Source organism: Roseburia sp. AM59-24XD, from assembly GCF_003478445.1.
Lineage (GTDB): Bacteria > Bacillota > Clostridia > Lachnospirales > Lachnospiraceae > Jutongia.
Genome location: NZ_QUET01000007.1, coordinates 14,325 through 27,258 on the forward strand (window position 1 = coordinate 14,325; position 12,934 = coordinate 27,258).

The window sequence follows — 12,934 nt, forward strand, 5'->3', positions numbered from 1 at the left end:
TGAAAGGAGGGACAAAACGAGCGAGAACTATCAGCGTTCCATAGCAGACTTAGCAACTCTGTCGCCACAATCCATATATCGGTATAATGATACTCCTTTACCGCCGTAGTCCGAGCGTTAAAAGCGTCGCAGACAACGGGTAGAGCTGCATGAGAACCATGCGGAAGTGAAATTCTTGTGAGGTTTGCTAAAACCGTCTGATGAGCCTTTATAATTTTACAATAGTTTTATAGTTCAAGAAAGGGGAGAGAATAAATGAATAATGAAACACAGGTACAGATACAAAATAAGTTTTGTTTAACGATTGATGAAGCAGTAATTTATTTTAATATTGGAGAAAAGAAATTAAGAAAACTTGTTGCAGATAATTTGGACTCCGGTTTTATTATTCAAAATGGAGTGAAGTTTCTTATCAAAAGGAAACGATTTGAAGATTTTCTGAATGACCTGACAGCAATTTAACAAATATACGATAATCAGTAGCCATATCGGATAGGCTATATAGTCGTTTCCGCTTTGAGTGCTGCTTGATAAAAGGATAGAAAAAGGGCTTTGCTTATGATATAATTTAATATATCGTGGCGAGGCTCTTTTTGTACGAAAGGAGCATAGACATGAGCGGAAAAAGACGAGATAGCAAAAATCGTATTCTTCGCAATGGAGAGAGCCAACGCCGGGACGGACGATATGCGTTCAAATATATTGATACAACAGGTAAACCGCAGTTTGTTTATAGTTGGAAATTAGAAAAGACCGATAAGACACCGCAAGGAAAACGCGACGACCTTTCATTAAGAGAAAAAGAAAAGCAGATAATGAAAGCGATTGATGATGAAATTGTCCCGCGCGGTGGAGAGATGACCGTTTTAGAATTGGTAAAGAAATATCTTTTACAAAAAACGGGAGTACGACATAACACCGAAGCAAATTATAATTTTGTTCTCAATATTATCAAGAAAGAGGACTTTGGTAAAAAGCGAATAGATAAAGTGAAGCTGTCCGACGCAAAGTGTTGGCTGATAAAGTTACAGCAGGACGGACGTGGATATAGTTCCATTCATTCTATCAGAGGTGTTGTAAGACCAGCTTTTCAAATGGCGGTAGATGATGATTTGATACGCAAAAATCCGTTTGAATTTCAGCTTGCTACGGTTGTTGTAAACGACAGCGTAACAAGAGAAGCAATTACAAGAAAGCAAGAACGGGCATTTCTTGAATTTGTGGCAAATGACAAGCACTTTTGCAGATATTATGAGGGAATTTTTCTTTTATTCAAAACAGGGCTTCGTATTTCAGAGTTTGTGGGATTGACATTATCAGATTTGGATATGCAGAATAGAAAAATCAGTGTCAATCATCAGCTACAAAGAAAAAGAAATATGGAATATGTAATTGAAGATACAAAGACTTCTTGTGGTACAAGAGAAATCCCTATGACAGATGAAGTTTATGAGTGCTTTCAACGTATTATTTCCAATAGAAAGAAACCGAGGGTTGAACCTATTGTAGGAGGTAAATGCGGCTTCTTATATTTGGATAAAAATGATATGCCTATGGTAGCCTTGCATTGGGAGAAATACTTTCAGCATATTTGCGAGAAGTATAATAGCATTTATAGAGTGCAAATGCCAAAGGTTACGCCACACGTTTGCAGACACACTTTTTGTTCTAATATGGCTAAAAGCGGCATGAACCCTAAAACTTTACAGTACCTCATGGGACATTCGGATATAAGCGTTACGTTAAACACCTATACACATATAGGCTATGACGACGCAAAAGAAGAACTGAAACGGGTAGTAAATGGGGAGTAGTAAAATACGGAGTTAGCTTTTAATTTACTACTTTTTGTACTACTTTTGAGGTAAAAGATGTGCTAATTTATGCTACGATATGCCACGAATGAGAGGAAACAGCAAGCGGAAGAAAATGCCGATATATCAAGGAAATACAGTAAATTCAAGGAGTTTTATATAGATGATTAGAGTATTATTTATTTGCCACGGCAACATCTGCCGTTCCACCATGGCGCAGTTCGTTTTCCAGCACCTTGTCAACGAACAGCACCTCACCGATCAGTTCCACATCGACTCCCGTGCCACCAGCACGGAGGAGATCGGCAACCAGCCACACCACGGTACTGTCCGCAAGCTGCGAGAGGTCGGCATTCCGGTGCTGCCGCACCGCGCCACGCAGATCACCTGGCAGGATTATCAGGAGGCAGACTATATTATCGGCATGGACGAATGGAATATGAAAAATCTCCATCGCATGCTGAAGGGCGACCCGGACGGCAAGGTGTACAAGTTGTTGGAGTTTGCGGGCAGTCATCGGGACATTGCGGATCCGTGGTACACCGGCAATTTTGATGCGACCTACGATGACGTGCTGGAGGGTTGTACGGCGTTCCTGAAGTATCTTAGGGAAAATAAAGAGATATAATATGATATTGGGGGCAAAAGGCATCCACCCTCCCGATCCCATCCTCCTTCTTGTTTTCCAAACGTGAATAGTATATAATATACTTTATATAATGATGCACGGCAATGATATCAATGGATCGATCCGGAGCATCAGATAGAGGGGCGATATTTTCGAGCCTTTCATAGAACACGACGGAGGGACAGACCATGAAGGAAAAGATTTATAAGAGATTTCAGGAGATTTTTGGAGCGGAGGGAGAGATTGGTGTTTATTTTGCACCGGGACGTGTGAATCTGATCGGTGAGCATACCGATTATAACGGCGGACATGTATTTCCATGCGCCTTGACGATCGGTACATATGGAGCCGTTCGCAAGAGAAATGACAATAAGCTTCGCTTTTATTCTATGAATTTTGAGCATCTGAACGTGATTGAGTCAAGCCTTGATGATCTTACGCCGCGCAAGAATGCCGGATGGACGAACTATCCGAAGGGCGTGATGTGGGCGCTGCGTGAGAAGGGCTATGAGATCCCGTGTGGTATTGATCTGATGCTGTTTGGTAATATCCCGAATGGTTCGGGACTTTCGTCTTCTGCATCGGTGGAGGTGCTGACGGGTTATATTCTGAATGATCTGTTTGATCTTGGTATTTCCAATCAGGATCTGGCACTTCTGGGACAGTTTTCGGAGAATAATTTCAACGGAGTCAACTGTGGAATTATGGATCAGTTTGCAATCGCTATGGGCAAGAAGGATCATGCAATCTTTCTGGATACGGCAGATCTTTCGTTTGAATATGCACCGATCAAGCTGGAGGGTGCAAAGATCGTGATTTCCTGCAGCAATAAGAAGCGTGGCCTTGGAGATTCCAAGTATAATGAGCGCCGTGCAGAGTGCGAGGAGGCTCTGGAGGAGATCCGGCAGAAGGTGAAGGTGGACAGCCTTGGTGACCTGAGCGAGGAGCAGTTTGAAGAGGTGAGGGATGCGATCAAGGATGCAACCCGCCAGAAGAGAGCAAAGCATGCGGTATATGAGAACCAGCGCACGATCAAGGCAGTACAGGCATTGAAGGCAAATGATATTGAGCTGTTCGGTAAGCTGATGAATGCGTCTCATGTTTCTCTGAGAGATGATTATGAGGTGACCGGTATTGAACTTGATACACTGGTGGAGGAAGCCTGGAAGGTTGAAGGTGTGATCGGTTCCCGTATGACAGGAGCAGGCTTTGGGGGATGCACCGTAAGTATTGTAAAGGATGATGCCGTTGATACATTTATTGAGAAGGTTGGCACAGCCTATAAGGCAACAATCGGATATGCCGCCGATTTCTATGTAGTACAGATCGGAGACGGTCCGGCGAAGCTGTAAGATAAGGAGATTTACAGGATACAAAGGGGGTGCGTGGTATGGAAACGATTTCAGATAAGATAGCAGAGAGCGGCTTTGAGATGCACAAGGAACAATTTGCCAGACTGGCAGGCATGTCGGAGTGCGGCATGATGATCACGAAGATGCAGGCGGAGCTCAGATCATATATGCCAATGATGGATTTTACAGAATGTTTCAGTATACCTCGGAGGAGTTTGAGGAATGCTTTGATAATAAGGTCATGGGACCGGCGCTCCCGGAGGAGAAGCAACGTATGAAAGCACTGATGGCGCGTCAGGTCAGCATGGGCGGTAGTATTCATCTGGAGTTTCGGGCGAAGCGCAAGGATGAATCGATCATCTGGATTTCTTTTACGGCGAAGAGAGAAGCGGAGCCGGGGAGTATGGTGTATTATTGCTCATGTCTGGATATTTCGGGTTCTAAGCGGCATCTGCAGGATGTCTACAATGCCAAAAGAGAGCTGGATCTTATCGCAAACAGTATTCCGGGTGGTGTGATCAAGGTTCGCCTGAATGATTTTAAGATCCTTTATGCGAATGATGGTTTCTTCCGATTGGCGGGATACAGCCGATCGGAGTACAGCATGCAGTTTCATAATGATACCTCGAAGCTTGTTTATCCGGAGGATCTGGATATGGTGACGAGCCTTATCAGGCAGGCGATCGAGAACCGGGGACCTTTGGCGGTGGAGTACCGGATCATGGCGAAAAGTGGCGAGATCCGCTGGTCTTACATTAATGGTACGCGGATTGATGATGACGATGGAAAGCCGGTTTATCTGTGCGTAATCGTGGATATTACCGCCAGAAAGCAGGCGGAGGCAGAGCTTGCGGACAACAATCACCGCTCGAATGTGGTTACCAGCATGCTGAAGGAGACGATCTGGACCTACGATCTGGAGAATCAGGTGTTGCGCCGGGATGGCGATCTGGGAGAGTCGTATTCGCCGGAGTCTATTCTGGAGGGGCAGTTTTCGGACGAGAAGCTTGGGACGATCATTCATCCGGATGACGTGTCAAAGTTTATGGAGATGCGCAATTTCTGGATTGAGCAGGAGGGCAGATATCAGGATGTCTTCCGGGTGATCAACAGTCACGGTGCTTATCACAGAATGCGGATCAGTACCTGTACGGAGAAGAGACCGGGAAAGGGAGCTGTTGTCTATGGCTTGACGAGGCTTCTTTCCGATGGAGAACAGACGGCATTGAAGCCACAGGAGTCGAAGCCGGCAGAGCTGGAGATCACACAGGTTGCAGGCAAGCTGAAGAAGCTTGCGGCGTCAGCAAGAGCGAAGACAGAGGATACGATCACAGGTCTTTTGCCGTATGCATCGTTCCTGCGTAAGGCTGAGAAGATCCTGGCGAACCGGAGAGAGGATTCACACTATGCACTGATCTGTGCGGATATCAATGAATTTCAGAGCTTCAGCCATCATTATGGCTTTTATGTAAGTAATCGGATTTTGAAAGCATTTTCGGATGTTTTGTTAAATCATTTGACAAAGGATGGAATGTGTGCGAGAGTAGACGGGGACTATTTCGTCGTTCTCTTCCAGTACGGAAGTCACAAGGAACTGGTTCGCGCAATGTCCGCAGTTGTCCGTCATCAGCAGGAGGTTGAGGTGGAGGAGGACAACATTGACTTCGGATCGACGGTTGGAGTTTATCTGATCCAGCAGGAGGATCACGAACTTTTAGAAATGTTAGAGAAAGCAGATCTTGCCAGAAGAAGCATTAAGGGACTTCGCGGCAATCATTATGCGATCTATACCGAGGATATGGAGCAGCAGTTGTCCCGCGAGGACGAGATGGCGGGAGAGATCCGACGTGCGATGGACGAACGGACGGTCGAGATCAGCTATCTTCCGCGTATCAGAGGGGATAAGGATCATGTAATTGGGTGCAAGGCGATACCGAGGATTCTTATGAAGGATGGTCAGTATTTTGAGTATACGCAGATCATGCATCTGATGGAGCGCGGCACGCATTTAGAGGAGTTTAGTTTCTATCTGCTGCAGGAGGTTGCAGATAACATTGGTGCCTGGAAGGCAAAGGGCAATACGGTCATTCCTGTTTCGCTGGAGATGACGGCAAGCCAGCTGTCGACCCGGCATGCGGTTGAGCGCATTCATAATATTGTTGTGGAGCGGAATAATCTGGAACCGGAGGATTTCATTTTTGAGATTCCGGAGCGATTCTTCGCCGATGCGACCACAGCATTTGAGGTGGCGATCCGTAACCTGACGAATCTGGGGTACCGGGTGATCATCAGCCGGTTTGGTGCCGATCATACAGCAGTTAATTCAATGCGTCGTCTGCCGGTGACCGGTATTAAGTTCCATGGAGAGTATTTCAGCGAGCATATGATCAATGAAAAGGATACCGTGGTATTTCAGAAGACGGTGGAGATGGCGAAGGAGATGGGTCTTACCGTCACCTGTGGGGGTATTCATACCAGGCTCCAGGAGGAGTATGCGAAAAAGATAGGATGCGATGTGTTTGAGGGCGTGATTTATTATGGCGCCATGAAGAACGTTGTATTTGAAAAATGCTTTTTGAGCGAATAAATCATAAAGGAGAAAAGAAATGTTAGACTTGAAATTTGTCAGAGAAAATCCTGACATCGTAAAACAGAACATCAAAAATAAGTTTCAGGAGGACAAGCTTCCACTTGTGGATGAGGTGATCGCGCTCGATGCAGAGGCGAGAAAGACACAGCAGGAGCTGATGAGCTTCGCGCACGCCGCAAGAAGATCTCCAAAGAGATCGGTGGTCTGATGGCACAGGGCAAGAAGGATGAGGCTGAGCAGAGAAAGGCTGAGGTTGCAGAGATCGCCCCTCGTCTGGAAGAGCTGCAGGCAAAGGAACCGGAGCTTGCAGAGAAGATTCAGAAGATCATGATGGTCATTCCGAATATTATTGACCCAAGCGTACCGATCGGTAAGGATGACAGCGAGAATGTGGAGATTCAGAAGTATGGTGATCCGGTTGTGCCTGACTTTGAGGTGCCTTATCATACAGAGATCATGGAGCGTTTTGACGGTATTGATCTTGACGCTGCAGGAAAGGTTGCCGGTAACGGATTTTATTATCTGATGGGTGATATTGCAAGACTGCATTCTGCAGTTCTTGCTTATGCAAGAGATTTTATGATCAATCGTGGATTTACTTACTGCATTCCGCCGTATATGATCCGAAGCAACGTCGTGACAGGCGTTATGAGCTTTGCAGAGATGGATGCGATGATGTATAAGATCGAGGGTGAGGATCTCTACCTGATCGGTACCAGCGAGCATTCTATGATCGGTAAGTTTATTGATACGATTCTGGAGGAACAGTCACTGCCTCGCACACTGACAAGCTATTCTCCGTGCTTCCGTAAGGAGAAGGGTGCACATGGTATCGAGGAGCGTGGTGTTTACCGTATCCATCAGTTCGAGAAGCAGGAAATGATCGTTGTCTGCAAGCCGGAGGAGAGCAAGGAGTGGTTTGATAAGCTGTGGCAGAACACGGTTGATCTGTTCCGTTCACTGGATATCCCGGTTCGTACATTGGAGTGCTGCTCCGGAGATCTGGCAGACCTGAAGGTGAAGTCTATTGATGTTGAGGCATGGTCTCCGCGTCAGAAGAAGTACTTTGAGGTTGGAGCTGCTCTAATCTGGGTGATGCACAGGCACGCCGTTTAAAGATCCGTGTGAAGGGCGAAGACGGCAATAAGTATTTTGCACATACACTGAATAACACAGTTGTTGCACCACCTCGTATGCTGATCGCATTCCTCGAGAACAATCTGCAGGCAGACGGCAGTGTTAAGATTCCGGAGGCATTAAGACCTTATATGGGTGGCATGGAAGCGATCACAGAGAAGAAGAGTAAATAAAGATATAATGAGTCCCAAGGGACTCATATTAGGAGTTTCTTCGAAACTCCGCTATGCGCAAAAAACGCGCGCAGATATATGTTATAATGAGTCCTAAAGGACTCATATTAGGAGTTTCTTCGAAACTCCGCCATGTGCAAGTGAACAAGCTTCCTTGCGTTGTGAATTTATTTTTTGAAATATATATAGTATAGAAAAAAGCAGAGGGTGTCCCGTTTTGGGGACACCCTTTTTGCCGTTTAAATATTCGTCTGTGAAACATATTAAAGCAGCTGCAGAATTATTTCTCTGTTTGATCGTGATCGGAATGCACCGGCTCGTCTGTGTCGCGTTTCCGGAAAAGAGCGGCAGCAGAAACTTCCAAGGATCGTATAGATAATGTAGCAGGCGGCGCCGATGATCACGATGCGCTTAAACCATTTGAGATGAACGGGTGTGATGTGATACTGCTTTGTAAGATTGTGCGTTACCTTTGCCTCAATCTTGTCCTTCCGGATCGGTCCGATCTCACGGCTGTCGGTGGAATTGTTCCGATTGTCACCCATCACAAAATATTCGTTATCGGATAACCGGATGGACATATCGGAGGTATTCATCGGCTCGGCGATATAGTTCTCTGTCAGAGCCTTGCCGTTGACATACACAACGTTGTCCTTAATATCGACCTGATCGCCCGGAAGACCGATGCAGCGCTTAACGATGCGTTCCCTGAGAACATCGCTGTATATGATCAGGATGTCTCCCTCGGCAATCTCTGCTTTCTTGTCGCCGACCAGCAGATCGCCGTTCGTGTAGGTGTTGTTCATGCTGTTTCCGTCTACCGTGAAAAGCGGCATCTGGCGGATAAATATGATCAGTGCGATCACAGCAAGCAGGAACAGAAATTGCAGGGTATCTACAATAGAAAATTTCTTTTCTTTTTTATCGACCGTTGTTTCTTCGGATATATTTTCTGTTTCGTTCATGAGGATTATCCTTTCTCGTATTGTGTTTTCAGCCCCTATCTTATCACATTGCTTCTTTAATGTAAAATTACGCCGCAGGAATATTCAGAGAAACATTAGGTTTTCTTGAGGAAAAGCAAAGGCATTTTCGGACAGGAGATCCTATAATGGTAATCACACAGAAACAGAAATGGGGGACAAAGGATGCGGAAATGGAAAAGAAGAAAGAAACGAAGACTTGTGCTGACGGTGCTTCTGGTGATCGGGGGGCTCCGTCTGCTGACGTGGAACGGTGGTGCCGGAAATATTTTGAAGAACGGAATGGAGGCGGTTTCGGAGCGGATTTCTCTGGGACAGGATCAGTTTCTGAAAAACGAAGACGGAACTTATCCGGATCAACTGGTGGAGCTTGCAAAAAAGAACAGGGAGACAAGACAGTTTGTGAAGGATTATCCTGAAAATGCCGGCAAAAAGCAGAAGATTAAGCTGACCGACGAGGATCTGAAGGGGAATCAGGGAAGCAGCGTGCCGTTGCTTGTTCAGTGGGATGAGCGATGGGGTTACCGGCAGTACGGTAATGATTTTATGGCGCTGACCGGATGTGGCCCTACGTGTCTTGCGATGGTTGCGGAAAGTCGTGGAGAGACAAAATGGAATCCGTGGAGGGTGGCGAAAATGGCGCAAAGGAATGGTTATTATGTGGATGGTCAGGGCTCGGCATGGTCGCTGATGACGGAAGGTGCGGCAAAGATGGGCTTAAACGGTACAGAGATGTCATGTGATGCGGAAACGATCCGGCGGACGCTGGAGGACGGGCATGTGATCATTTGTGCCATGCGTCCGGGGGACTTTACAACAGCAGGACATTTTCTGGTGCTTGCCGGTGTGACGCAGGATGGCGAGGTGATCATCAACGACCCGAACAGCAGGAAGAACAGTCGGAGAACGTGGGATCTGGAACGGGTTGTGCCGCAGATCAAAAACCTGTGGAAGTATTCCTGACCATGGAAAAGTGGAAGAATTAAGATATGAATGGGAAATTTATGTGTGAAAAAAATTAAGACATAAACGGACAAGAAAAATGAGGATAAAAGGTTGACAATTGTGAATGAATGTGGTAATATGTCATTCGATTTGTGAAAACAAGTCATACTGCCGTAGACAGTAGGTGCTGATAGCTCAGCGTAAGGAAACCGCCTACCGAGGAAGGATGTAATTATTTTGATGATTTCACCTCTCTGTGTTTACGCAGGGAGGTTTTTTAATAAGAACTTCCCAAGGCAGGAAAAATTATGGGACTGCCCAGGAAAGGAGATATCTTATGGCAAAGGTTGAATTAAAACAGCCAATCGTTGATGAAATCAAGGCGAAGATCGATGGCGCTACTACAGTAGTGCTTGTTGATTATCGTGGACTGACTGTAGAACAGGACACAAAACTTCGTAAGGGATTGAGAGAGGCAGGTTGTGAGTACAAGGTATACAAGAACACACTGATGAAGCGTGCGTTCGAGGGTACTGATTTCGCACAGCTCGATGATCTTTTAGACGGACCATCTGCTATTGCAATTTCTAAGGAAGATGCAACAGCTCCTATCCGCGTTTTAAATAACGTTGCGAAAGAGGCTGAGGCTTTGGAATTCAAGGGTGCCGTTGTTGAGGGTACATTCTATGATGTTGACGGTGTTAAGGCACTGGCAAGCATTCCTTCAAGAGACGAGCTTATTTCCAAGCTGCTTGGTTCTTTGCAGTCACCTATCACCAATCTTGCTCGTGTGCTTAATCAGATCGCAGAGCAGGGCGATAGTGCAGCAGAGGCATAATTAACATTTTATTGAAACAAAACGAAAAGAAAATAATACGGAGGTTATAGAAATGACTACACAGGAATTTATTGATGCTATTAAGGGCATGACAGTGTTAGAGCTGAACGATTTAGTTAAGGCATGTGAGGAAGAGTTTGGTGTATCTGCAGCAGCAGGCGTTGTTGTAGCAGCAGCAGGCGGAGATGCAGCAGGCGCAGCAGAGAAGGATGAGTTCGATGTTGAGCTTACAGAAGTTGGTGCAAACAAGGTTAAGGTTATCAAGGTTGTTCGTGAAGTAACAGGTCTTGGACTGAAGGAAGCTAAGGAAGTTGTTGATGGCGCTCCTAAGGTTCTTAAAGAGGCTGCTTCTAAGGACGAGGCTAACGAGATCAAAGAGAAGCTCGAGGCTGAGGGTGCTAAGGTTACACTTAAATAATTTAACCGAAATATTGTGGCATCTATGTCATGTAAATATGCTGGCAGAGGTTTCAGAAATGAAGCTTCTGTCAGCTTTTGTTTGCTTTTATTAGTATTTGGAGTGATGAGTTATGGCAAAGAAAATGACAGAGGGCAGACCACTGCCTTTGATAATGGGATTCGCAGTTCCGCTTTTGATCGGAAATGTTTTGCAGCAGACCTATAATATTATTGATGCGGCGATTGTCGGGAGAGCATTGGGAGCGAATGCTCTGGCGAGTGTAGGTGCATCAAGCAGTGTCCAGTTTTTGGTACTCGGCTTTTGCATTGGTCTGGCGTGTGGCTTTGGCGTGCCGATCGCCAAAAGCTTCGGTGCGGGAGATATGGCACAGATGAGAAGCCATATTTTTCATTCCATGTTCCTGACCGGTGTATTTGCGGTGATCCTGACGGCAGTCTGTGCGCTGCTTTGTCCGCAGATCCTGCATCTTTTGTCAACGCCGGATGAGATTTATCAGGGAGCCTATAATTATCTGATTATATTGTTTCTCGGCATACCGTTTTCATTGTTGTATAATCTGATGTCCAGCATCCTGCGATCGGTGGGAGACAGCAGAACACCATTTATATTTCTGGCGATCTCAACCGTGTTAAATATTATATTGGATCTTGTCTGCATTCTGGTATTTCACTGGGGTTGTGCCGGTGCGGCGGCTGCAACGATCACGGCGCAGGCGGTCAGCGGCATTTTGTGCTGCATTTATATCTGGACAAAGGTGCCGGTGCTTCGGATTTCCGGAAAGGATTGTCATGTGCAGAGCCGCGGAGTGCGGATCATGTGTACCATGGGCGTACCGATGGGACTGCAGTATTCGATCACGGCGATCGGAAGCATGGTGATGCAGTATGCCAATAACAGTCTCGACAGCGTTGTGTATGTCTCTGCATTTACGGCGGCACTGCGGTTGAAACAGTTTTTCATGTGTCCGTTTGATGCGATCGCCACGGGCGTGTCCGTTTTTTGTAGCCAGAATCTGGGTGCAGGCAAAAAGAAACGTATCGTCAAGGGACTTTTTCAGGGAATGGCAGTTGCTGTGGGGTATGGTCTGTGTGCCGGAATTCTGTTGATCTTCTTCGGACGGGATCTGTGCCGGATTTTTATCAGCAGCAGGGAAAATAAAGTGTTGGATGCTGCCGCAATGTATCTGTTCTGTCAGGGCTTTTTCTTCTGGAGTCTCGGCATCCTGAATGTGAGCCGCATGACGACACAGGGACTTGGCTATTCCGGCAGAGCAGTATTTTCCGGCGTGACAGAGATGGTGGCAAGGATCGTGGTCAGCCTGATCTTTGTTCCGATCTACGGTTATACGGCAATCTGTTTCGGCGATCAGACAGCGTGGGTGTCAGCGTGTATTTTTATCTTTCCGACCTGTCTGATCTGCTTGAAAAAGGTCGGTGCGAATTTTCGCTTCCGCAAGGTGGCGTAGTTTACAGTTCATTAAAAGCGAAACGGTGGAAAGAAAAAGCCGGGGCTGCGTGATCCGGAATGTCGAAGGTGTGGTCCGGGCTCCGTTCTGTGAGATTCGCAAGGGCGAGGGCTTGGATCCGGTTCAAGTCTCGGACGGGGTGGTGCAGGAGGCTTTGGTTCCGGCTTTGGAGGGACACAGCCGCACGGGTGTGGAGGCATAGGAGGTCTTGGCCCCGATTTTGGCTCCGGTTCAGATTTCGGACAGGGTGGTGCTGGAGGTTTTGGAGGGACACAGCCATTCGGACAGGGCGGCTTTGGCGGCGGGCAGAATGGACAGCACGGGAAGCATGGTGGCGGACACGGCTTTGGCCTGGAAGGCTTTGGCTTCGGTTTGTGTCCATGAGCACAGAGCGCATCCAGAACAGAATTAACCTCATCAACGCAGTGCTTCATATGGAGGACTTTACGGTTAAGCCGGTAGTTGCACTGCATTTTGCGTGCGATCATATTTTGGATAGACATAAGAGCCTCCTTGAACCGGAACATTCTTATCACTCATGATATGACGTTTTGGACCAAAGGTGCCTGTTTAAATAATTTTTCGAGG

General features: G+C 46.5%; 12 protein-coding genes, 1 pseudogene and 1 other annotated feature. Of the genes and pseudogenes, 12 read left to right on the plus strand and 1 reads right to left on the minus strand.

The genetic code is table 11. The features are described 5' to 3' along the window. The first annotated feature begins 255 nt into the window (after nt 1-255). The 6 genes and pseudogenes from DXA20_RS04430 (at nt 256) to serS (ending at nt 7,694) form a co-directional block, all read left to right on the plus strand. Complete coding sequence (locus DXA20_RS04430) at nt 256-462, plus strand: excisionase (RefSeq protein ID WP_055200770.1); 207 nt, start codon at nt 256-258, stop codon at nt 460-462. A gap of 152 nt (nt 463-614) precedes the next feature. Then, nucleotides 615-1,814 carry a site-specific integrase gene (locus tag DXA20_RS04435; RefSeq protein WP_118288577.1) on the plus strand — a complete coding sequence of 400 codons (1,200 nt, stop codon included), beginning with the start codon at nt 615-617 and terminating at the stop codon, nt 1,812-1,814. A gap of 163 nt (nt 1,815-1,977) precedes the next feature. Beyond that, nucleotides 1,978-2,442, plus strand: a complete 465-nt coding sequence (locus tag DXA20_RS04440) for a low molecular weight protein-tyrosine-phosphatase (RefSeq protein WP_118559453.1) — start codon at nt 1,978-1,980, stop codon at nt 2,440-2,442. A 188-nt stretch (nt 2,443-2,630) separates the two neighbouring features. Further along, nucleotides 2,631-3,794 (plus strand): galactokinase, encoded by a 1,164-nt coding sequence (locus DXA20_RS04445; RefSeq protein ID WP_118559454.1) that lies wholly within the window; start codon nt 2,631-2,633, stop codon nt 3,792-3,794. 121 nt (nt 3,795-3,915) lie between these two features. Further along, nucleotides 3,916-6,381 carry an EAL domain-containing protein gene (locus DXA20_RS04450; RefSeq protein WP_118559455.1) on the plus strand — a complete coding sequence of 822 codons (2,466 nt, stop codon included), beginning with the start codon at nt 3,916-3,918 and terminating at the stop codon, nt 6,379-6,381. Nucleotides 6,382-6,400: 19 nt separating this feature from the next. Then, nucleotides 6,401-7,694, plus strand: a pseudogene (gene serS / locus DXA20_RS04455) (serine--tRNA ligase). 263 nt (nt 7,695-7,957) lie between these two features. On the opposite strand, the gene lepB reads toward serS, so the two are convergent. Then, a complete protein-coding gene (gene lepB / locus DXA20_RS04460) occupies nt 7,958-8,659 on the minus strand; it encodes a signal peptidase I (RefSeq protein WP_118559456.1) in 702 nt (233 codons plus the stop codon). Nucleotides 8,660-8,842: 183 nt separating this feature from the next. Between lepB and DXA20_RS04465 the strand changes: the two genes are divergently transcribed. From DXA20_RS04465 to DXA20_RS16110, 6 genes are all read left to right on the plus strand, one after another. Continuing rightward, nucleotides 8,843-9,640: a C39 family peptidase gene (locus DXA20_RS04465; RefSeq protein WP_022305896.1), complete on the plus strand. Its 798-nt coding sequence runs from the start codon at nt 8,843-8,845 to the stop codon at nt 9,638-9,640. A gap of 135 nt (nt 9,641-9,775) precedes the next feature. Continuing rightward, nucleotides 9,776-9,910 (plus strand) — a sequence feature (ribosomal protein L10 leader region). A 49-nt stretch (nt 9,911-9,959) separates the two neighbouring features. After that, on the plus strand, nt 9,960-10,460 hold the full coding sequence (gene rplJ, locus DXA20_RS04470) for a 50S ribosomal protein L10 (RefSeq protein ID WP_022305895.1): 501 nt from the start codon (nt 9,960-9,962) through the stop codon (nt 10,458-10,460). Nucleotides 10,461-10,512: 52 nt separating this feature from the next. Continuing rightward, nucleotides 10,513-10,878, plus strand: a complete 366-nt coding sequence (rplL, locus tag DXA20_RS04475) for a 50S ribosomal protein L7/L12 (RefSeq protein WP_022305894.1) — start codon at nt 10,513-10,515, stop codon at nt 10,876-10,878. 112 nt (nt 10,879-10,990) lie between these two features. After that, on the plus strand, nt 10,991-12,346 hold the full coding sequence (locus DXA20_RS04480; RefSeq protein ID WP_118559457.1) for an MATE family efflux transporter: 1,356 nt from the start codon (nt 10,991-10,993) through the stop codon (nt 12,344-12,346). Nucleotides 12,347-12,371: 25 nt separating this feature from the next. Further along, nucleotides 12,372-12,548, plus strand: a complete 177-nt coding sequence (locus DXA20_RS16105; RefSeq protein ID WP_158577132.1) for a hypothetical protein — start codon at nt 12,372-12,374, stop codon at nt 12,546-12,548. An 18-nt stretch (nt 12,549-12,566) separates the two neighbouring features. Next, on the plus strand, nt 12,567-12,758 hold the full coding sequence (locus tag DXA20_RS16110; RefSeq protein ID WP_158577133.1) for a hypothetical protein: 192 nt from the start codon (nt 12,567-12,569) through the stop codon (nt 12,756-12,758). Nucleotides 12,759-12,934 lie beyond the last annotated feature (176 nt).